The sequence below is a fragment of the Thermaerobacter nagasakiensis genome (assembly GCF_055396825.1).
Genome location: NZ_AP043740.1, coordinates 530,236 through 551,213, shown reverse-complemented (window position 1 = coordinate 551,213; position 20,978 = coordinate 530,236). Strand labels below are relative to the sequence as shown.

Sequence of the window (20,978 nt, the reverse complement as noted above, 5' to 3'; positions counted from 1 at the left end):
GCCGCCGGCCCTGTTCCCGGCCGGCATGCCCCTGCAGCGCCGGACGGGCGCCCGGCGAGCCGCACCGGCGCCGTCCACGGCCCCGCGCCCGCTTTGCCGGCCGCTCGTCCGGCCGGGCCGTCCTGAAAACCATGCTGTAATGTATCGAAACCCTCCCGGCCATGCAAGGACGAGTTGGGCGGCCATACTACCCGTGGGAGGGTTGCCGATGGGCACCGCCAACGGCGGCCGGCACGGGGGGACGAACCGGCCCGGGCCGCGCGGCGGGGACTACACCGAGTGGCGCCCGCGGCGCCGGGCCGGCGGTATGGGCGACCGCCGGCCCGGGCCCGCAGGAACCGGCGGGCGCGGTTCCGGACCTCGGGGCGGCCGCCACGGCCGGCCGTCCCTGGCCCGGCGGGTTGCCCGCTGGGCGGGCCTGGCGGTGGTCTTCCTGGCCCTGGCCGGTGCCGGCGTCGTGGCTTTCGCCGCCGCCACGCCCCTGCCCAAGCCCCAGGTCCCCCAGGCCACGGTGGTCTACGACATCGAGGGCCGCATGATCGCCAGCCTGTACCGCCAGAACCGCCAGCTGGCCCGGCCCGAAGAGATCCCGCGCAGCTTGCGCCAGGCCGTGGTGGCCGCGGAGGACGCCCGGTTCTACCGCCACCACGGCTTCGATCCCGTGGCCATCGGCCGGGCCGTGGTGCGGAACCTGGAAGCCGGTCGCATCGTGGAAGGAGGCTCGTCCATCACCCAGCAGCTGGCCCGGACCCTGTACGACCTCTCCCTGGAACGCACCTTCGGCCGCAAGTTCCGGGAAGCCCTGCTGGCGGTGAAGCTGGAGACCCACTACACCAAGGACCAGATCCTGACCATGTACCTCAACCAGGTGTACTTCGGGCGCGGCGCCTACGGGGCCAAGGTGGCGGCCCGGGAGTATTTCGGCAAGTCCCTGGATCAGCTGACCCTGGCCGAATCGGCCACCCTGGCCGCCTTCATCCGCGGTCCCGAGATCTACTGGCGCGATCCGGAGCGGGCCAAGGGGCGGCGCGACTGGGTGCTCTCGCGCATGGCCGAGCTGGGGATGATCACGGCGGCGGAAGCCGAGCAGGCCCAGGCGGAGCCCCTGCGCCTGCGGCCGCCGGACGAGCCGGACACCCGGGCGCCCTACTTCGTCGACTACGTCCGGGACCAGCTGGCCGCCCAGATGCCTGAGCTGGCAAACCAGATCTATACCGGCGGGTTCCGCATCTACACCACCCTGGACCTGGACATGCAGCAAGCGGCGGAAGCCGCCGTGCAGCGGCTGGACGACCTGGTGGCCCCCCTGGAGGAGCACCGGGGCATCCCGCAGCCCCAGGTGGCCCTGATCGCCCTCGACCCGTCCACCGGCGGCATCCGGGCCATGGTGGGCGGCCGTGACTTCAAGACCACCCCCTTCAACCGGGCGGTGCGGGCCCGCCGCCAGCCGGGGTCCGCCTTCAAGCCCTTCCTGTACACGGCCGTGCTGGCCTCCGGGGAACCGGTCACCGCGCCGGTGGCCTGCCGTGCCCGCGAGTACCCCGGCGGCGAGGGCGGCCGGCCTTACGTGCCCAGCGACTACGGGGACGAGAGGTACCACAACGCCTTCCTGGACATCCGGCGGGCCGTGGCCATCTCCGACAACGTGGTGGCCGTGGAGTGGATGAACCGGGTCAAGCCGGGCCGCGTGGCCGCCCTGGCCCGGCGCATGGGCATCACCTCGCCCCTCACCACCCAGCACCTGACCCTGGCCCTGGGCGAATCGGCGGTCACCCCCCTGGAGCTGGCCCGCGGCTACGCCACGCTGGCCAACCTGGGCCAGCGGGTCGACCCCTTCGCCATCCTGCGGGTTGAGGACCGGGACGGCAGGGTGCTCTTCCGGAACGACCCCCAGGCGGAACGGGTCCTCGCCCCCGAGGTGGCCTGGCTGATGACCGACGTGCTCAAGAGCGTCTTCGATCCGGCCTATAGCGGCACCGGGCGCGCCCTGGGCATCGGCCGGCCTGCGGCGGGCAAGACGGGAACCACCGACGCGTCGCGGGACGTCTGGTTCGTGGGCTATACACCGGACCTGGTGGCTGCGGTCTGGGTTGGTGCCGATGACAACCGGCAGACGGTCCGGCTGCCCGGTGGCGCGGGGGCCACGGGGAGCAGCACCGCCGGGCGCATCTGGCAGGCGTTCATGCGGGTTGCGCTGGAGGGCCGCCCCGCCCGGGACTGGCCCCGTCCCGACGGGGTGGTGCGGGCCAGCGCCTGCACCCTGACCGGTGCCCTGGACAACCCGCAGTTCCAGTGGCGGGAGGAATGGTTCCTGGCCGGGCACGTGCCTCCGCCCAACTGCCTGGCCCTCCTGCAGGATCCTCACATCCGGGAGGACCTGGCCGCCGCCGGAGGCGCGCCCCGGGGGCTCTTGCCGGTGCCCCTGCCTTCGCTGCCCGAGCTACCGGGGCTGCCCGGGTTGCGGCCTCCCGCAACGGAGCCGCCGGGCCCAGGGCGGGAAGCACCGGAGGGCGGCCCGCCCGGCGGCCGTCCCGATCCCGAGAGCCCGCAGGCGCCGGCGGAGCAACCTCGCGGGCCGGCACAGGGACCGGAAGGCGGGCCGGAAGGGGAAGAACCGGAAGAAGCTCCGTCCCAGCCCGGCGGCCCCAGCCCGGGCGCCGCGCGCGGGGGTAGGGAGCGCGGCGGGCCAGGCTCCCCGCCTGGCAGCCCGCAGGGCGAGGCCACCCCCGAACAGGGCCCTGCCGGCCAGGGCGGGCCGGAGGCGCCCGCAGGAGACGTGCCCGGCAGCGGTGCCGGTCCCGGGCAGGACGGTGCCGGTGACGCGACCCCGGGGCACCGACCGCCGGCCGGTCCCCGGGATGCCGGTGCGGGCTGGCCCTGGGAGAGCTTGCCGCGCCCGCCCGAGGGCCGGGCACCGCAGCCCTCGCGGAACGGCTGGGCCAGCTTACCGGGTCAGTAGTGGTACGGCTCGCCCCGGAGGATGCGGAAGGCGCGGTAGAGCTGCTCCAGCAGGATCACGGGCACCATCTGGTGGGGGAAGGTCAGGTGGGAGAGGGACCACCGTTCCCGTGCCCGCTCAAGGACCTGGGGTGCCAGGCCCAGGGGACCGCCGATGATGAAGACCAGCCGGCTGTCCCCCTCCACCATGCGCTGGTTGAGCCACCCGGCCACGTCCTCGGAGGTCAGCATGCGACCCCGGCGGTCCAGGGCCACCGCGTAGCTCCCCGGATCGAGGGCGGCCAAAAGCCGCCGGCCTTCGGCCTCCAGGACCCTTTGGACCTCCCCCTGGGTCCGGCGGGCCGGGATGGGCTCGCCGGGCACCCGCCGCTGGTGGACCCGGGCGTAGCGTTCCAGGCGGCGCGCGTACTCTTCCGCCGCCCGCCGCAAGGCCGGCTGGTCCAGGTCCCCGACCGCCAGCAGTTCGATGTGCACGGGCAATGGGCTCACCCCGGCCCCATGATACACCCTGTCAGGTACCGAGTTCGGCCAGGGTGACCTGGATGCGGCGGGTGCCGGCGGCACCGGCCACCTCCAGGGTGACCTGCTGGCCCGCGGCCTTGCCGTCGATGATGCGCAGGAGGTCGACGGTGTCATGGACGGGCTCGCCGTCGCAGCCTACCACCACCTGACCGCGGGCCAGGCCCACGCGAGCCGCCGGGGAGCCGGGTTCGACCCGCCAGATGACGGCGCCGCGCCCGCGGGCCAGAGCCGTGGCAAACTCCAGGGCCCAGGCGGGATCTTCCCGGGCCAGCGCCGTCACCTGGACCACGTCCACCACCTCGACCCCCAGGGAGGGCCGCCGCACCCGGCCGTAACGGATCAGGTCGCCGGCGATGCGGCGCACGTCGTTGGCGGGGATGGCGAAACCCAGCCCCTCGAAGTGGTCCTCGAGGCCGCCGCCGCCGGCGATCTTGACGGTGTTGATCCCGATGACCCGGCCGCGGGCGTCCACCAGGGCCCCGCCGCTGTTGCCCGGGTTGATGGCCGCGTCGGTCTGGATCAGCCTGAAGATCCGTTCGCCCACCACCGGGGCGCCTGCGGCGGGCGGCGGCACCGGCTGGAACAGTTCCTCCCGCACCCCGCTGACGATGCCCAGGCTGACGGACCGGAAGAGCCCGGCCGGGCTGCCGATGGCGGCCACCCACTGGCCCACCCGCACCCGGTCGGAATCGGCGAAGGTCGCCGGCTGGAGGGGGCCCGCCCTCTTGGGGTCGACCCACAGGACGGCAAGGTCGGAATAGGGGTAGTCTTCGGCGACCAGCCGCGCCGGCACTCGCCGGCCGGTGGGGAGCAGGACTTCGATGCGCTGGGGATGGATGTCCCCGTGCCGGTCCGGCCCGCCGCCCGCGCGGCCCGGGCTGCTTCCGGGCGGGGAGGCGGAGGGGGACGGCGGCCCGCCGGGGGCGCTGGCGGAGCCGGTGCCGCCCGCGGTCGTCCCGGGGGCAGCCGGCATGGACACCACGTGGTGGTTGGTGACAATGAAGCCCCGCGCATCGAAGACGACCCCCGAACCGGTCGCCCGGGCAGCCACCATGGGCGTTCCCGTCACGGGATGGGGTCGCAGGTAGGTGCTGATGACACCGACCACCGAAGGCCCGGCGATGCGGTGGATCGCCTCGGCGGGGGAGGACGCCGCGGGGCCGGCGGGCCACAGCCCCGTGCCCGGGAGACCGGACTTGGCAAGCCAGGCCGTGCCCGCGCCCACCAGCCCGCCCACCACGCCGGCCAGCAGCGCCAGCGCCCAGCCGGCGGCCAGCCGGCGCACGGCGCGGCGGCCCCCTTCTCCCAATCCTTTCACCGGCCTGCCTCCTCGGGTCAGGAGCCCGGTGCCCCCGGCAGCAAGCGTGCCGGTTCGACCCCGTAGACCTGGCGGGCCGCCGCGGCGAAGGGGCGCCCTGCGGCCAGCTCCCGGGCCGGCTGGGCCAGATGGCCGGGCCCCGCCTGGGCGGCCAGCCGGTCGTAGAGGCACAGGGCCGCGCCGTAGGCGTCGTCCGTGGGCAGGGAGGCAAAGGCGCCGTTCAGGGCGTCCCATGCCACCGGCGGGCACTGGCCGGCCCAGCCGAAGGTGAAGCCCGTCAGCTCCCGGTCCACGGCCTGGGCGAGGCCCTCGGTGAACCAGGCGGGATAGTTTCCAAGGGCGGCCCGATCCAGCAGCCAGTGGGCCAGCTCGTGGGGCACCGGTCCCAGGCGCATGAAGGTCTCCCGCTCCCCCGCCCAGGTCAGGGGGTCGGCCACGTGGATCACGCCCGCGGCGTAGAACCCCAGGGGCGGGTCCTGCGGGTCCCATCCGAAACTACGCGCCAGGTCGGCCGGGGATGCGTGCACCACGAATACCGCCGGCTGGGCGGGCAACGGCAGGCCGGTGACCTGGGCCACCCGCGGCAAGGAGGCAAGGGCGTAATCCCGTACCCAGAGGGCCCCTTCCCGGTGGCCGGTAGGGTAGATCACCTGCACGCTGCCTGCCGCCAGCTGCTCCCAGCCTGGCCGCGGCAGCTGGACGGCAGCCCGGGCGGCGGCGGTGCGAGCCGTCCAGGCCACCTGGGCGGCCCGCACCGAGGGCGAGGCGCCACCGGGCGCCATACCCAGCACCCATCCCAGCAAGGCGACCAGCAACAGGGCGGCCAACCGGCGCCGGAGGTGGGCTCGGTGCGGGCCCCCGGTTACAGGGTCCGGGGCGCCACCGCCCGTCGCAGGATCCGAAGCGCCGCCCGCAGCCGGGCAGGCAGCCGGCGCAAGAAGGCAGGCGGAGGCCGGCACGCCGGAAGCGGGCCGATCCGCGGGCAGGTCCGCGGGCCGGCCCGTCCCGGGCGCGCGCCGGTTGCGCAAGAACTGGTGGATCCAGCGATGCAAAATCCCCATGGTGGCGCCTCCTCCGGTCTCTCCCGCCTTTCTTTGTACAGCGGGCCGGTGGAAGGCGCCACGTAAGAACTGCCACAGCCGCGCCGGTCACGTTCCAAGGGGCCGGATGCAGAGACGATGGGCTTGCTTGATCGCCAGGTCCCGGCACCGGCGCGTCCAGGCTCGCGCCGGCCGGCGCCGTCAGGCAGGAAGGGACGAGCGGCACCCGGGCTGGGTGCCGCTCCCTGGAATTCCGGATCGCCCGGGGATCAGAGCAGGCAGCCCCACGGCATCAGGGCAGGTGGGGCCATGGCGAGACGGCGCAGCCGGGGCTTGGGCAGCGGCGCACCTCGAAGTGCAGGTGGGAGCCGGTGCTGTAGCCGGTGCTCCCGACGTAGCCGATGACCTCGCCCTGGGCGACCCCCTCGCCCACGCGCACCGCGATGCGGCTCATGTGCGCGTAATAGGTGTACAGCCCACCCTGGTGGCGGATCTGGACGGCGTAGCCGTACCCGCCTGCCCAGCCTGCACTGACCACCGTGCCGCCGTCGGCGGCCCGCACCGCCTGGCCCGTAACGCCGTCGATGTCGATGCCGGTGTGCAGGGAGCCCCAGCGCGGGCCGTAATTGGAGGTGATGCGGCCGCGCAGCGGCCAGATGAAGCGGCCCGTGCTGACACCGGCCACGGGCCTGGTGCCGATGACCACGATGCGGTCCACCGGCTGGCGAGTGACCTCTTCCTTGACCTTCTCTTGTTCGACGATGCGGCCGTCCTGGCGCTTGACGGCGTAGGTGATGACCTTCTCGCCGTATTCGCCCTCCTGCTTCACCCGCTGCTTGCCCGCATCCAGATCGTCGTCGTACTCGCGGCGGGTGGCGAAGGGCACGCGCTCGGTGACCACCAGGAGTTCTTCCGACTCGAAGCTGATCCACTGCTCCGGCACGTTGAGGCGCAGCTCCTGGCCGGGCTGCAGGCGCTCCGGGTCGACGTCCGGATTCGCCGCCAGCAACTGGTCGACCGTGAGGCCGTTGGCGGAGGCGATGGTCCAGGGCGACTCGCCCTCCCGGACCACGTGCACCTTCTCCTCTTCCTTACCGGCCGCCAGCATGGCGAGAACCTGGACCGCATCCTTGATCTGATCGACGGGGACGTTGTCGCGCTCCTGGAATTCCACCTTCTGGCGGATGGTCACCCGGCGAACGTCCAGCTTGCCCTTGCCGGCGCGGGCCTCCAGCTCCCGGACGTACCGCGCCTTCAACTCATCCAGGACGGACTGGGCGGCTTCTTTTGAGGGCAGCGCCGCCACTTCCTGACCGTCGACCACCAGCACGGTCGCCCGGGTCAGGAAATCGCCCGCTGCCCGCAAGCGCTCCGCCAGGGCATCCTGGGAGAGGGTGGGGTACCGGTCGTGGGTCACGATCTGCTCGACCGAAGGCGGCGTGGCGAGGCGCACCGGAAAGCCGAACTGGTTGCTGGCGTCGCGCTCGGCCTGGGCCACGGCGTCACCCACCGTCTGCTGGCCGGCGACATACCCCAGGGTCTCGCCCCGCAACTCCACACGGTAATAGGTCGACTGGGACTGGACGTAGACCGTGGTGCCAAACAAGTACACCACGATGGCGGCGGGAATAAGGGCAACCCACCAGCGCCTCCCCCCCGGCGGCGCGTGGGAGCCAAAGAACGACAGGATTCGCTTGGCCACGGGCCGATTCTCCCTCCCCGGAGGATACGGAACCCATAAAGGGGATTCGCACGCCCACCAGGTTTTCCTTCTGGTGGACAGCCCTTTTTTCGCATTGGCAGGGTCCTCGCCGTCAACACGCGGGGAAGGCGGCCCGTCCTGGGCCAATTACGGTTCATGCGCGGCCGGTGCTTGTCCAGATTGGTCAACGCCAGCCCGCCAGCCACGCGGCGTACTCGACGGGCGAGCGGTGGATGCGTTCATGGGCCTGCGGGTCGTGGGCAAAGATGCCCAGGTCCGGCCCGCCGTTGCATTCCAGCAGCCAGAGGCGCCCGCCCTGGTCCACCGCCAGGTCCAAGCCGAGGTCGGCCAGGTGGGCAAAGCCGCGATCCAGGGCAGCGGCCACCAGCAGCGCGGCCTGTGCCAGCTCGCGGGCGAGTTCCGCGCCGCGGGAGGGGCCGAATACCTCGACCAGCACCGCCTCCGGATCCATGGGGGTGGTGCCATGGCGGATGTGGGTCAGGACCGCGCCCGGTGCGGCCACTCGCGCCACCGCAGCCGTGCACTGCCAGTCGCCACCGGCCCCGCGCTGAACCATGTAGCGGAAGTCGAAACGGCGCCCGTGCCAGCAGGCCAGGTCCAGCCCCTGCTGCACCAGGAAGCGGCTGCCGGGCGCCAGGCGCTCCAAGAGAGCCACCAGTTCTCCGTGGGAGGCACGACGCCGGTGGCCTGCGGGCTGTTTGGCGGCTGATCCATGGCGATGTACCGGGGGCAGTGGCCGCAACGGACACGAGCATGAGCAACCGCCCAATTTGGTGAAACCGGCGACATTGCGCGAAGCAAAAACAAACCCGCCGCGGGTCGCGCCGCGGCGGGCTCTGGAGCTGGTGGCCGGATTCGAACCGGCGACCTGCGCATTACGAGTGCGCTGCTCTGCCTGCTGAGCTACACCAGCCCGTCGGTGGGAATGGCGCCGGGTCTCCCGGCGCTAAGCCACACCCATTCTAGGCCCCGCCGGCGGGAGCCGTCAAGCCGCCCGGCCCGCTGCCGCGGGGAACGGGGCGCGCGCCTTCAGGGGACGATGGCTCCTGAAGCCCTGCCGTACCCGCGGGCCCTGCGGGGCCGTCCCCAGCCGGGAATTCCCGGGCCCGCCTCCGCGAGCGCCGGTACAGCCAGCGCAGCCAGAGAAATCCGCCCAGGTCGCCCAACAGGCGACCCGCCACGTAGAGGCCGCCGCCCACCCACAGGGCGTATTGCAGGAGGGAGAACGGGTATCCCCACAGGGGCACCCGCAGGCTGTGCCAGGACACCCATCCGGCCGCCAGGGGAAGAACCAGCAACGCGGGCAGGGCCGCCCAGGCCCAGCCGTCGGGCCGCCGCCCGATCCGCCACAGGCCCGCGCGCGCCAGCGCGAAGACCGTCCAGGTGACCACCAGGAGCCAGAGCACGTCCCGGCGCCGGGTCACCACCCGGCCCCACATGCCGGTGGTGGCCGTCGTGGCGACAACCACCCGGGGCGGCGCCGTCTCCCAGCGGTGATAGCCGTAAGCCCCCGGCCGGGATCCGGCGCGGCCGGCCTCGTCCCGGACCCCCTGGCCGGTAGAAGCAGGTTGCGGCCCTCCCTGGTCAGGGCCGGATGCAGCCACGCCCGCCACGTAACCCGGCGGCACCGCCACGTGCACGTCGACGGGGCCGAAACCGGCCCATGCCTCCGGGGACAGTGGAACCTCCAGCTGGTAGACGGGCGACAGGTACCTGCTGGTCTCCCATCCCAGGGCCACGCGGGGAAAGCGCAGGAGAAGTTCGTGGCTCTGTCCCGGGCGAAGGGTGACGTCGGTCCCCAGGGCCTGGCTGGCAACCAGGGCGGCCGGTGGCGACGGGACGGGGTAGAACGCGCCCGCCAGCGGGTCCAGCCACAGCCCGGCGCCAGCGGGCGGCCAAGGCGCCCTGGTGCCGGGTCCGGGTTCCGTCCCGGTGCCCGCCGGCTGTCCGGGCTGCTCGCCGGGGTAGACACCGGGATACAGCTCGGCCGGCCGCCCGTCCCATCGGGCGTCGACCTCCGGCGGCGCCAGAAACCGCAGCGACACCGCGCGCGGGCGGCCAGCCTCGCCGGCCAGGCGCAGGGTGTACCGTGCCTCCACCGTGGCCGTCACCCGGGCGGGCAGCAGGGAGAGGGTGGCCTCCTCGGCCTCCACGTTCACCGACAAGACCAGGCGGCTGACCTCCACGGGCACGGCCTTGTCCACCGGTACCACGCCCCCTACGGCGGGTCCTGCTACTACCGGCGGCAGGCCGTCCTCGGCGGCTGCGGGCCCCGTCGCCAGCGGCCCCGCCACTACCGCCGCGCCAGCCACGGCAGCCACCAGGAACCAGCGCGCCAGGACCCGCAGGGGACGTCTTGGGAGCCGCGGCCCTGGTCCCCGGGTATCGATGGTGCCGCCCCGCCCTGGATGCTTGACCCCTCGGCCCATGCCATCACCGCCGCCATTCGCTGCCCGCGCCATGCGCCGGCCGGCCCGGTCCTGCCGGGCTTGCCTCGTCAACCGGCCTTCGCCAGCGGCGGCGGCCGTTCCTGCCGCGTTCCGCTAAGCTCGCGGGTCTACCCATGACGCCCTGGAATCACCCGGGCGGCAGCGCCAAGCGGCAAGAAGCGGCACGAAAAGGCCGGGGCGCCCGGGTCCCCAAAGGGACCGGGCGCCCCGGTTCCGGGTCGTCACCGGCTGCCTGGCTCCGGTCCGGCCGGCGGTTACCGGCCTCGCCATCCAGGCTGGTACCGGTCAGATGGCCTGGCGGAGGCGACGGGGATCGAACCCGCGATCTCCGGCGTGACAGGCCGGTGTGTTAACCACTACACCACGCCTCCAACCGCAGCACCCGCCACCGCAAAAGCTCCCGCCGGTGTTCGGGAACCCTGGCAGGAACGGCCCCGGCGGCGCCGGGCGCGATGGTCATTCTAGCACCGGGCCCGGGCGGGTGTCAACGGGCGTCGCGGGCCGCGGCCTCCGGCCGGCACCGTCAACCCAGGCCGCCCGCGCCCCGCGGCACGAAAACGTCGCGCAACCCCAGGGTCTGGGCGCGCTCGCGGCCGATGGACACCAGCACCACGGGCACGCCCACCAGCTCGGCGATCCGCTCCAGGTAACGGCGCGCCGCAGCGGGGACCTCCTCCCAGCGGGTGAGCCCCGAGAAGTCGGCCGGCCAGCCGGGCAACTCCTCGTAGATGGGCCGGCAGCGGGCAAGCTTGAGGGCGCCGGGCGGCAAATCCTCGACCCGCCGCCCGTCCAGCTCATAGGCCACGCAGATGCGCACGGTGTCCAGACCGCCCAGGGTGTCCAGGCGGGTGATGGCCAGGCCCGTCAAGCCGGAAACCCGGGCCGCGTAGCGCAACACCACGGCGTCCAGCCAGCCGCAGCGCCGCGGCCGCCCCGTGGTGGTGCCGTACTCATGACCCCGCTCCCGGATCCAGTCGCCCGTCTCGTCCAGCAGCTCGGTAGGGAAGGGGCCGTCGCCCACCCGCGAGGTGTAAGCCTTGGCCACCCCGATGACCTGGTCGATCCGCGTCGGCCCGACGCCCGCGCCGATGCACGCGCCGGCCGCCGTGGGGTAGGACGAGGTCACATAGGGATACGTCCCGTGGTCCAGATCCAGCATGGTCCCCTGGGCGCCCTCGAACAGGACCCGCTGGCCGGCGTCGATGGCATCGTTGATGAGGCGGGAGGTATCGGTCACGAAGGGCCGCAGCCGCTCGGCGTACTCCAGATATTCCTGGAGCATCTGATCGTAGTCGTACCCCTCCACGCCGTAGACCCGCTCCAGCAGCCGGTTGACCTGGTCCAGGTTGCGGCGCAGCAGGCGGCGGAACTGGGCCTCGTCCAAAAGATCGTCGACCCGGATGCCCGTGCGCGCCGCTTTGTCGCGGTAGGCGGGCCCGATGCCCTGGCGCGTGGTGCCGATGCGGTCCTCGCCCCGCCCGGCCTCCTCCAGCTCATCCAGGCGCTTGTGGTAGGGCATGATGACGTGGGCGGCGCCGCTTACGGCGACGGCGTCCACGGCGTGGCCCCGTTCCTCCAGATATTCGATCTCCCGGAGGAACACGGCCGGATCCAGCACCACCCCGTTGCCGATGACGCAGCGCTTGCCGTGCAGGATGCCCGAGGGAATCAGGTGGAGCCGGTACTCCCGGCCGTCGACCACCACCGTGTGGCCGGCGTTGGCGCCGCCCTGGTACCGCACCACCATGTCCGCCTGTTCCGCCAGGTAGTCCGTGATCTTCCCCTTGCCCTCGTCGCCCCACTGGGCGCCGACGATCACCACCGTGGACATGGGCGTCCCCTTTCTTGTTCCCCGCCCTGGCCTGGGGCGTGCGTTGCCAGCCCGGGCCCGGCTTGCCTGTACCCCGTTCCCTAGCCCGCCGCGTAGCGGGTGGTGTCCAGGTTGCCGAAACGGCCGAACTCCTTCAGGAAGTATAGCTTGACCGACCCTGTGGGGCCGTTGCGCTGCTTGGCCACGATGATCTCCACCACGTTCTCGGCAGCGTCCTCCGGGTTGTGGTAGATGAACAGCACCACGTCGGCGTCCTGCTCGATGGCCCCCGACTCCCGCAGGTCCGACAGCTGCGGGCGCCGGTCCTGCCGCTGCTCCACGGCGCGGCTCAGCTGGGACAGGGCCAGCACCGGCACCTTGAGCTCCCGGGCCAGCGCCTTGAGCGACCGCGAGATCTCGGAGATCTCCTGCTGGCGGCTTTCGGCACGGCCCCGGGTGTGCATGAGCTGCAGGTAATCCAGGACCAGCAGGCCGATGTCGTGTTCCGCCTTCATGCGCCGGGCCCGCGCCCGTACTTCCATGATGGAGAGGTTGGGCGTGTCGTCGATGAACACCGGCAGCTCGCTGAGCCGGCCGATGGCGTCGGTGAGCCGTGGCCAGTCGTCCTCGGCCAGCATGCCGGTGCGGAGGCGCTGCTGGTTCAGCCGCGCCTCCGCCGCCAGGAGACGCATGGCCAGCTGGTCGCGAGACATCTCCAGGCTGAACACGCCCACGGGATAGCCATGGGCGGCGGCGTGGGCCACCATGTTCAGGGCAAGGGTCGTCTTGCCCTGGGAGGGCCGCGCCGCCAGGATGATCAGCTCGGACGGGTGCAGGCCCGCCAGCATGCTGTCCAGGTCGCGGAAGCCTGTGGGCACGCCGATGGTCTCGCCCTGGTGCAGGTAGAGGCGCTCGATGTGCTCGAAGGTGTCCACCAGCACGTCGCGGATGGCGGCATAGCCCTGCCGCCGGCGATCCTGGGCGATGGCGAAGATGGCCTGCTCGGCCGCGTCCAGCTGTTCCTCCGCCGGATCCTGGCCCTCGTAGGCGCGCCGGGCGATGTCCGTCGCCGCGGCCACCAGCCGGCGCAGCAGCGCCTTCTCCTCGACGATGCGGGCATAGTGCTCGGCGTTGGCCGCCGTGGGGACGGCATTGGCCAGGGAGGTCAGATAGGTCAGCCCGCCGACTCGTTCCAGCCAGCCCCGCTGGCGCAGGGCCTCGCTGAGGGTGATGGTGTCCACCGCTTCCCCGCGCTCGAAGAGTTCGGCAGCCACCTCGAAGATGCGCTGGTGGGCTTCCCGGTAGAAGTGGGAGGGCTCCAGGATCTCCAGCACCCGGGCCAGGGCCTCGCGATCGATCAGGATGGCGCCCAGCACCGATTGCTCCGCTTCCACATTCTGCGGAGGAACCCGGTCGGGTGGTGGCAGGGTGCTCACGGTCTCACGCCTCCGGGCGCACCACCACGGTGACCCGGCAGGTCACCTCAGGGTGCAGGCGCAGGACCACGTCGTAGGAACCCAGTTGCCGCAGCGGTTCCGGCAGCTCGACCCGCTTGCGATCGATCTTGACGCCGAAGGTCCGGGCCAGGGCCTCCACCACGTCCTGGCTGGTCACCGAACCGAACAGGCGGCCGCTCTCTCCGGCCCGCGCGCGCACCTCCACCGCGCGGCCGTCCAGCCGCTGGGCCAGCGACCGGGCCTGCTCCAACTCCTGGCGGGCGCGCCGCTGCCGGGCCGCCTCCTGCTGCTGGATCTGGTTCAGCACCTCGCGGGTGGCCTCCCGGGCCAGGCCCTTCGGCAGGAGGAAGTTGCGGGCGTAGCCGTCGGCCACGTCCTTGATGTCGCCCTTGCGGCCAAGCCCCTTGACGTCCTGCAGCAAGACCACCTTCATGTTTCTCGCCCCCTGCCCTGAGGTACCGCCGCGTGACTCCGCCAGCGGCCGCGCCGCCGCGGCCGCCGGCCATCCGGTACCGCTGCAGGCCGGTTGGTGCGGGCCGGCCGGCGGTCGCGGTGCCTGGCTTTCACCCGGATGCCTGGCCCGTCTCCTGCGGCCGCCCGCGGCGCTCCAGGTGCTGGCGGATGGCGGTCAGGTCGCCGAACCGGTCCTCCAGATAGTGGCCGCTCAGCGCCTCCGCGGCCAGGCGGCGGGCCACCTCGGCGTCCAGGCGCTCCAGTGGGATGCCCCAGCGGCGGGCCAGGGAGTAGACCGTGATCTGCAGGGCAGCCAGGGTTTCCAGCAAGCGTGCCGGCTCCCGCGCCACCCCGGCACGCAGCACCGCCCCGGCGGCCGCGACCAGCTCGGCCTTGAGCCAGTCCAGCACCTGCAGGCTTTCGGTGATGTCGAGCCCCGGCACCGGGTCGTCCACCGCTGGTGCTCCTTCCTTCTCCCCCGGGCGTGGCCCGGACCTGGCCGCCGCCGCGGGGCGGGCGGCCCCGGGGCTTCTTTCCTTCGGCGGCGCCCGGGTGGTTCCCTTTGCCCGCGCACCCGTTGGCCGCAAGGCGACCGGACCCGCCGAGTCGCCGCGACCGGACGGCGGCGGCGGCAATGCCGGGCCCAGCGACAGGCAAGGCCCGCCGGTGGCGGGCCCTGACCTGGCGTGAGCTGCCGTGATGCACCGGTCCGCCGCCGGACCGGTGCATCACGGCCGGCCGGAACCCGGCTGCGGCACCGGCTTGCCGGATCGCACCGGGCCGGGCGGCGCGGCGCCGGTGAACGGCTCACGCCCTGCGAACGGCTTACTCGATGGTGAACGGCAGCAGGGCCATGATGCGCGCCCGCTTGATCGCCCGGGTCAGCTGGCGCTGGTGCCCCGCGCAATTGCCGGTGATCCGGCGCGGCAGAATCTTGCCCCGCTCCGTGAGAAACTTGCGCAGGCGGGCGCTGTCCTTGTAGTCCACCACCGCGATGCGGTTGACGCAGAACTCGCAGACCTTGCGCCGCTTGCGCCGGTCACGGCGCCCCATGATGGCTCCAACCTCCTCAGGATTCAGAAGGGGATGTCGTCGTCCGGCAGGCCCGTCACGTCGCCGAAGTCGGCCAGGTCCTCGCCTCCCGGGGAGTTGCCGCCAGGAGCGCTTCGCTCCCCGCCCGGCCCCCGGTCAAGGAAACGGACGTCGTCAGCCACCACTTCGGCCACGCGCCGCCGCTGGCCGTCCTGGGTCTCGTAGCTGCGGACCTGCAGCCGTCCCCGAACGGCCACCAGGCGGCCCTTGCTCAGGTGGTTGGCACAGGTCTCGGCCAGCTTCCGCCAGACGACGATGTCGATGAAGTCCGCGTCGCGCTCGCCCTGCTGGTTGGCAAAGGGCCGGTCGACGGCCAGCGTGAAGCCCCCGACCGCCACGCCGCTGGGCGTGTAGCGCAGCTCGGGATCGCGTACCAGGCGGCCGATCAAGACCACCACATTCAGCACGGGAGCGACCTCCTTGCCCCGCGGCCCGCCTCCAGGCCCTATCCGGCCGGCGCAGGCTTCGGGTGCCGGCACCGCCGGTGCCGGCACCTCCGGGCACGCGCCCGCGGCGGACCTTGTCGCCCGGCGGCCCTCAGGCCACCTTCTCGCGCAGCACGATGATGTGGCGGATGATGTCGTCGGTGATGCGGATCACCCGCTCCAGCTCGTGGGTCACCCCGGCAGGGCCCTGGAACTGGACCACCGTGTAGTGCCCCTCGCGGTAGCCGGCGATCTCGTAAGCCAGCCGGCGGCGGCCCCATACGTCCACCTGCTCGACGGTGCCACCCCCGTCGGTGATGATCTTCTGCAGGCGGTCGAGGAGCGCCTTTTCCGCCTCCTCGTCCAGGTCGGGGCGGGTGATGTACATGAGTTCATAGGCGCGCACGACGGCACCTCCTTCCTCCGGACAAATGGCCCCCGCCCGGTTGCCGGGCGGCAACGGCGGGAGCAGGAAGGCTCGTGGAAGCCTTTTGGCGTACCCGATGGGGATCGCCGGTGCTGATGCAATGGAAAGGACCCATGGGCCCGGCAACCGGTGCCGGACCACACGCTAACTCTAACCCCCGCCCGCCTCGGGTGTCAACGCGGCCTGCTGCCGGGCTCCCCCGGCGGCGCGCCCGGTCCACGCCAGGGCCTGTGGCACCGGGCGCTGCCCTGCCGCCGCACCCGTCATGGGGCCGAACCGGTTCCCTGGGCCGGGTCCTCCTGGGGCGGGCGGTTGGGCCCGCCCAGCACCTGGCGGACCGCCCGCTCGAACTTGCGGCGGGGCATCATCACCAGATGACCGCAGCCCAGGCAGCGGATGCGAAAGTCCATCCCGACCCGCAAGACCTCCCAGCGGTCCGAACCACAGGGATGCGTCTTGCGCATGCGGACCACGTCTCCCAGATAGAACTTCATCGGTCCCGCCATGATGGGCTCCTCCCCACGGCGCCGTCCCGCGGCGCGCAGTGCGCCGGGCACCGGGCCGGCGGCGCCCGCCGGGCTCGGCCGTCCCGCCCCGCGGGGGGCCATGCCGGCCTGCGGCGGTCCCGGGCGGTCCCGGGTCGGAACGTTCAACGGGTTCCGGTTGCGGGCAAGGCGCCCCGGCCCAGGGCGGCCCAGACCCCTTCCCCGAGGACCAGCAGGCCCGCCGCCAGCCGCGATTGCTCCATCCCGGTCCACCACGCCGGATCGATCCAGCCGGGTGCCAGGCCGGCCAGCTGGCGGGCCAGCAGCAGCAGGCCCGCCAAAAGCAGCGCTCCTTCCAGGCCGCCCGCCACCACCCCCAGCAACCGGTCCCAGCGGCCCCAGCCCCGGTGGTGCACCGTGCCCGCCAGGCGGCGGGCGGCGGCCGACAGCACCAGGCCTCCGGCCAGGGGGAGACCGTACAGGGCCACGTCGGCAATGACAGCCGAGGCCAGCACCGTGGCCAGCAGGCTCGCCACCGTCGTCTGGCCCCCGGCGGCGCGGGCGGCCTCCCGCAGGGCATCGGCCCACTCTGCCCGGACTGCCGGCGGCAGGGGCATGGCGTCCAGCACATGGAGGACCCGCAACACGTAGGCAGGCTGCACCGGAGCCCGAGCCACCTCCGGCGGCAGCCAGGCCGCCGCCGCCGGCTGGAGCAGCTCGGCCAGGCGGGGCAGCAGCCCGGTACGGGCCGCCCACGCCTGGACCTCGGCCGCCCGGGTGGCGACGAACCAGGCGGCCGCGGCGAAGCTCAGCAGGCCCGCCGTCGCCACCAGCCCGCCTCGCCGCCATCCCTGCCAGGCGGCGATTAGGATCATGGCGGCCAGCCCCGCATCCAGGGCCCAGGCCCCGGCCCCCGGGGCGGGCCCCCCGGTACTGCCCCCCACCACCTGTTGCCTCCCTGCCTCGAGGCCCCGGGCTCCGGACGAACCCGGCGGGAAGCGGCCACCCAAGGCCGGCCGCAACACCGGCCGGGCACCCTTCGCCATCACGGCCGCCCGCCGGGGCGACGTCGGGCCGGCCGCCGCCTGCGCCGGTCCTCTAGGCACCCAGGTAGGCGGCCTGGACCCGCGGATCGTCGATCAGCCGGTCCGCCGGGCCCTCGAGGGCCATGCGCCCGCTTTCCAGGACGTAGGCCCGGTGGGCGATCTGCAACGCCTGGTGGGCGTTCTGCTCGACCAAGAGGATGGTCACGCCGTCCCGCTGGTTGATTTCCTTAATGGTAGCGAAGATTTCCCGGACCAACAAAGGGGCCAGGCCCAGCGACGGCTCGTCCAGCAGCAGGAGCCGGGGCCGGGTCATCAGGGCCCTGCCGATGGCCAGCATCTGCTGCTCGCCGCCTGACAGGGTGCCGGCCAGCTGGTGCTGTCGCTCCTCGAGGCGGGGGAACCTGGCAAACACCTCCCGCATCCGGGCCTCCACATCGCCCCCGCTGCGCACCGTGTAGGCACCCAGCTCCAGGTTCTCGCGGACGGTGAGGGGAGCGAACACCCGGCGCCCCTCGGGAACGTGGACCAGGCCCGCCGCGACGATGCGGTGGGCCGGCCACTGGGTGATCACCCTGCCGTCGTAGACGATGCGTCCCGACCGGGGCCGGATGAGCCCGCTGATGGTCCGCAGGGTGGTGGTCTTGCCGGCGCCGTTGGCACCCAGCAGGGCGACGATCTCCCCTTCGCCCACCTCCAGGGAGAGGTCCTGGACGGCCTTGATGGCGCCGTAGGCTACGTTCAGTTGTTCCACCGCAAGCAGCATCAACCCGCCTCCTCCCCCAGGTAGGCGGCGATCACCGCCGGGTTGCGGCGCACCTCATCCGGGGTGCCCACGGCGATGGTGCGGCCGTAGTCAAGGACCACCACCCGCTCGCAGACACTCATCACCACGTCCATGTGGTGTTCGATGAGCAGCGTGGTCAGGCCGAACCGGCGGTGCACCTCTTCGATCAGGTCCCGCAGTTCGCGGGATTCGCTGGGGTTCATCCCCGCCGCCGGCTCGTCCAGCAGGAGGATGCGGGGCCCCGTGGCCAGGGCCCGGGCGATCTCCAGCCGCCGCTGCTCGCCGTAGGGCAGGTTGCGGGCCAGCTCCTCGGCCCGGTGGGCCAGGCGCAGGGTTTCCAGCAGCTCCAGGGCCCGCCGGGTCACCGCCTGTTCCTCCGCGTGAAAGCCGCGGGTGCGCAGGATGGCCGGGATCACGCCGGTCCGGGTGCGGGAGTGGAAGGCCGTCCGCACGTTGTCCAGCACGGTCATGTTGCCAAAGAGGCGAATGTTCTGGAAGGTGCGCGCCACCCCCAGCTGGGTGATGCGATGCGGCTTCAACCCCGCGATGGGCCGGTGGAACAGGCGGATCTCACCGGCGGTGGGGCGGTAGATGCCGGTGATCAGGTTGAACACCGTGGTCTTGCCCGCGCCGTTGGGCCCGATCAGTCCCACCAGCTCCCCCTGGCGCAGGGTGAGGTTGAAGCCCGCCAGGGCGACCAGTCCTCCGAAACGGATGCTGACGTCCCGGCACTCCAGCACCACGGGCAGCGCGCCGGTGTCCAGGCCGGCCTGCTCCCCGGCGGCGTCCGGCTCACCAACAAGCCCCGGATCGCCGGAAGCGGCCGTGCCGCCGGGTGTGAACGTGCCCGGCCGGGCGCCGGATGCGGCAGCCGGGGCGGTCCCGTACGGTTCCGCCGGGCCGGCGCCGGTATGGGTGCCGGTGTTGCCCGCCTGTTCTTCTTCCCGGGGTTCCCGTTGCACGCCCATCACGCCTGCCCTCCTCTGGCCACACCGCGCTGCCGGCCGGCACCGGTGAGCAGGCGCCAGGCCCGGCCCAGCTGGTCCCAGGTGAGTTCGACCCCGCCCAGCAGGCCGCGCGGCCGGACCAGCATGACCACGATCAGCAGCACGGAGAACAACACCATCCGCACCGCCGGAGGGTCGATGGACGGGGGCAGGTGCAGCGCCTGCATCCAGTTGGGCAGCGCCTGGTTGGTGTAGGTGAAGAACACGGCGGCGGCCACCGCCCCCGTGGTGCTGCCCATGCCGCCGATGACCACGATGACCAGGATGAACACGGAGTTCATGAAGCCCGCCACGGCAGGGTTGAGATAGAGGTACTGGTGTGCGTACAGCCCCCCGGCCACCCCGGCCAGCATGGCGCTGATGGTGAAGGCCAGCACCTTGTAGCGGGTGGACGGGATGCCCATGGCCTCCGCCGCCACCTCGTCCTCGCGGATGGCGATGCAGGCGCGGCCGTGGGTGGAGTGGACGAAGTGCCAGACCACCTTGATGGCCAGCACGGCCACCAGGTAGGTCCAGGCAAAGGTCGTGTGCCGGGGAATCCCGATCAGCCCCTGGGCGCCGCCCACGTCGATGACCCGGTCCCCCACGGGCACCTCGTTGATCAGGGAGAGAAGGACGCTGATGATCTCGCCAAAGCCCAGGGTGGCAATGGCCAGGTAGTCGCCCCGCAGCCGCAGGCTGGGGATGCCCACCAGCAGTCCGGCCGCGCCTGCCGCCACGGCCCCCGCCAGCAGCGCTGCCGGAAAGGGTACGGAAAAGAACTTGGTCAGGATGGCCGCGGCGTAGCCGCCCACCGCCATGAAACCCGCATGGCCGATGGACAGCTGCCCGGTATAGCCCAGGATCAGGTTGAGGCTGACGGCCAGGATCACGTAGATGCCCGCCTGGGTCAGGACCACCAGCAGGTAGCGGTTGCCTCCTACCCAGGCCAGAAGCAATTCATAGATCCCGACGATCACCGCCAGCTGCAGCAACCAGCGGCCGATGACCACCGGCCACGGCGTGGCCCGCAAGGGTCCGGCTGTCGCTGCCGGTGCCAGCTCGCTCACCGCACGACCTCCTTCGGCGCTAGACCTTGTCGTAGACCCGCTCGCCCAAAAGACCAGTGGGCTTGAAGAGCAGCACGATGATCAGGACCAGGAAGGCCACGGCGCCGGTGAGTTCCGAACGGACGGACGCAACCCCCACCTCGGCCATACCCATCAGCAGGCCGCCCAGCATGGCCCCGGGAATGCTGCCGATGCCCCCCAGCACCGCCGCCACGAACGCTTTGAGTCCGGGAAAGATGCCCATGAAGGGGTCGATCCGGGCATAGGTCACGCCGACCAGCACCCCGGCACAGGCCGCCAGGGCCGATCCCAGCATGAAGACGGCGGCGATGATGCGGTTGACGTCGATGCCCATGAGCCGCGCCGCGTCAAGGTCGTAGGCCACGGCGCGCATGGCCTTGCCGACCCGGGTGCGCATGACCAGATACTGCAGTCCGGCCATCATCACCAGGGCGATGAGGAAGGCGACACCGAAGCGGAGGTTGATGACGATCCCGGCCAGGTCGACCTGGCGCAGGGGGATGAGCCCCGGAAAGGGGCGCGGGTTGGGCCCGGCGATGATCTGCATCAGGTTTTCCAGCAGCAGGGAGACGCCGATGGCCGTGGTCAGCGCCGCCAGCCGGGGCTGGTTCCGTAACGGCCGGTAGGCGGTGCGTTCAATGAGGGCGCCCAGCAGCGCACAGCCCGCCATGGCCGCCACCAGGCCCACCGCGAACAGCACCAGCGCCTGGCCCGGCGTGACGTCACCCGCAGCGGCCGCCGCCGTCACGGCAAAGGCCACGTACGCGCCCACCATGTACACGTCGCCGTGGGCGAAGTTGATCATCTTGACGACGCCGTAGACCATGGTATAGCCCACGGCGATGAGGGCGTAGATCGCGCCCAGCTGCAGCCCGTTGATCAGCTGTTGCAGGCCGTAGATGCCCACGTAG

At 72.5% G+C, this 20,978-nt stretch carries 20 protein-coding genes and 2 tRNA genes; 1 reads left to right on the top strand and 21 read right to left on the bottom strand.

The annotated features are described in order from the left end of the window. Positions 1-208: 208 nt before the first annotated feature. On the top strand, positions 209-2,959 hold the full coding sequence (locus ACZ5T9_RS02360; RefSeq protein ID WP_464833694.1) for a transglycosylase domain-containing protein: 2,751 nt from the start codon (positions 209-211) through the stop codon (positions 2,957-2,959). Here the strand turns inward: ACZ5T9_RS02360 and ACZ5T9_RS02355 are convergent. The 21 genes from ACZ5T9_RS02355 to ACZ5T9_RS02255 all read right to left on the bottom strand — a co-directional run bounded on the left by ACZ5T9_RS02355 (position 2,953) and on the right by ACZ5T9_RS02255 (position 20,968). Then, positions 2,953-3,447, bottom strand: a complete 495-nt coding sequence (locus ACZ5T9_RS02355) for a 23S rRNA (pseudouridine(1915)-N(3))-methyltransferase RlmH (RefSeq protein ID WP_464833692.1) — start codon at positions 3,445-3,447, stop codon at positions 2,953-2,955. The two genes, ACZ5T9_RS02360 and ACZ5T9_RS02355, sit on opposite strands and share 7 nt — an antisense overlap. A gap of 22 nt (positions 3,448-3,469) precedes the next feature. Then, positions 3,470-4,798, bottom strand: a complete 1,329-nt coding sequence (locus tag ACZ5T9_RS02350; protein ID WP_464833690.1) for a S1C family serine protease — start codon at positions 4,796-4,798, stop codon at positions 3,470-3,472. Between the two features lie 17 nt (positions 4,799-4,815). Further along, the gene (locus ACZ5T9_RS02345; protein WP_464833689.1) at positions 4,816-5,859 is read right to left on the bottom strand and encodes a hypothetical protein; all 1,044 of its coding nucleotides are present in this window, start codon (positions 5,857-5,859) and stop codon (positions 4,816-4,818) included. 271 nt (positions 5,860-6,130) lie between these two features. Further along, on the bottom strand, positions 6,131-7,540 hold the full coding sequence (locus tag ACZ5T9_RS02340) for a peptidoglycan DD-metalloendopeptidase family protein (protein WP_464833688.1): 1,410 nt from the start codon (positions 7,538-7,540) through the stop codon (positions 6,131-6,133). A gap of 184 nt (positions 7,541-7,724) precedes the next feature. Continuing rightward, positions 7,725-8,216: a YheC/YheD family protein gene (locus ACZ5T9_RS02335; protein WP_464833687.1), complete on the bottom strand. Its 492-nt coding sequence runs from the start codon at positions 8,214-8,216 to the stop codon at positions 7,725-7,727. Positions 8,217-8,398: 182 nt separating this feature from the next. Continuing rightward, positions 8,399-8,474: transfer RNA gene (locus tag ACZ5T9_RS02330), tRNA-Thr, on the bottom strand. 49 nt (positions 8,475-8,523) lie between these two features. Beyond that, positions 8,524-9,990, bottom strand: coding sequence for a hypothetical protein (locus ACZ5T9_RS02325; protein WP_464833686.1), 1,467 nt, complete (start codon positions 9,988-9,990; stop codon positions 8,524-8,526). A 316-nt stretch (positions 9,991-10,306) separates the two neighbouring features. Continuing rightward, positions 10,307-10,382: transfer RNA gene (locus ACZ5T9_RS02320), tRNA-Asp, on the bottom strand. A 152-nt stretch (positions 10,383-10,534) separates the two neighbouring features. Then, positions 10,535-11,842: an adenylosuccinate synthase gene (locus tag ACZ5T9_RS02315; RefSeq protein WP_006902777.1), complete on the bottom strand. Its 1,308-nt coding sequence runs from the start codon at positions 11,840-11,842 to the stop codon at positions 10,535-10,537. Positions 11,843-11,922: 80 nt separating this feature from the next. Continuing rightward, positions 11,923-13,257: a replicative DNA helicase gene (gene dnaB, locus ACZ5T9_RS02310; protein WP_116899666.1), complete on the bottom strand. Its 1,335-nt coding sequence runs from the start codon at positions 13,255-13,257 to the stop codon at positions 11,923-11,925. A gap of 4 nt (positions 13,258-13,261) precedes the next feature. Further along, entirely contained in the window at positions 13,262-13,711 is a 450-nt protein-coding gene (gene rplI / locus ACZ5T9_RS02305) for a 50S ribosomal protein L9 (RefSeq protein WP_006902775.1), read from the bottom strand. A gap of 130 nt (positions 13,712-13,841) precedes the next feature. Then, positions 13,842-14,186, bottom strand: a complete 345-nt coding sequence (locus tag ACZ5T9_RS02300) for a MazG-like family protein (RefSeq protein WP_464833684.1) — start codon at positions 14,184-14,186, stop codon at positions 13,842-13,844. A 370-nt stretch (positions 14,187-14,556) separates the two neighbouring features. Next, positions 14,557-14,784 carry a 30S ribosomal protein S18 gene (rpsR, locus tag ACZ5T9_RS02295; RefSeq protein ID WP_006902773.1) on the bottom strand — a complete coding sequence of 76 codons (228 nt, stop codon included), beginning with the start codon at positions 14,782-14,784 and terminating at the stop codon, positions 14,557-14,559. A gap of 23 nt (positions 14,785-14,807) precedes the next feature. Beyond that, on the bottom strand, positions 14,808-15,230 hold the full coding sequence (locus ACZ5T9_RS02290; protein WP_464833682.1) for a single-stranded DNA-binding protein: 423 nt from the start codon (positions 15,228-15,230) through the stop codon (positions 14,808-14,810). A gap of 130 nt (positions 15,231-15,360) precedes the next feature. Next, positions 15,361-15,654, bottom strand: a complete 294-nt coding sequence (rpsF, locus tag ACZ5T9_RS02285) for a 30S ribosomal protein S6 (RefSeq protein WP_006902771.1) — start codon at positions 15,652-15,654, stop codon at positions 15,361-15,363. A 284-nt stretch (positions 15,655-15,938) separates the two neighbouring features. Next, positions 15,939-16,181 (bottom strand): DUF951 domain-containing protein, encoded by a 243-nt coding sequence (locus ACZ5T9_RS02280; RefSeq protein WP_006902769.1) that lies wholly within the window; start codon positions 16,179-16,181, stop codon positions 15,939-15,941. A gap of 143 nt (positions 16,182-16,324) precedes the next feature. Further along, positions 16,325-17,107: a CvpA family protein gene (locus tag ACZ5T9_RS02275; RefSeq protein ID WP_464833680.1), complete on the bottom strand. Its 783-nt coding sequence runs from the start codon at positions 17,105-17,107 to the stop codon at positions 16,325-16,327. A gap of 151 nt (positions 17,108-17,258) precedes the next feature. Further along, a complete protein-coding gene (locus tag ACZ5T9_RS02270) occupies positions 17,259-17,969 on the bottom strand; it encodes an ABC transporter ATP-binding protein (RefSeq protein WP_006902767.1) in 711 nt (236 codons plus the stop codon). Continuing rightward, complete coding sequence (locus ACZ5T9_RS02265; protein WP_040826534.1) at positions 17,969-18,739, bottom strand: ABC transporter ATP-binding protein; 771 nt, start codon at positions 18,737-18,739, stop codon at positions 17,969-17,971. Before ACZ5T9_RS02265 ends, ACZ5T9_RS02270 begins: the two co-directional genes overlap by 1 nt. 218 nt (positions 18,740-18,957) lie before the next feature. Further along, positions 18,958-20,046 carry a branched-chain amino acid ABC transporter permease gene (locus ACZ5T9_RS02260; protein ID WP_464833678.1) on the bottom strand — a complete coding sequence of 363 codons (1,089 nt, stop codon included), beginning with the start codon at positions 20,044-20,046 and terminating at the stop codon, positions 18,958-18,960. A 19-nt stretch (positions 20,047-20,065) separates the two neighbouring features. Further along, on the bottom strand, positions 20,066-20,968 hold the full coding sequence (locus tag ACZ5T9_RS02255; RefSeq protein ID WP_464834380.1) for a branched-chain amino acid ABC transporter permease: 903 nt from the start codon (positions 20,966-20,968) through the stop codon (positions 20,066-20,068). Positions 20,969-20,978: the final 10 nt, after the last annotated feature.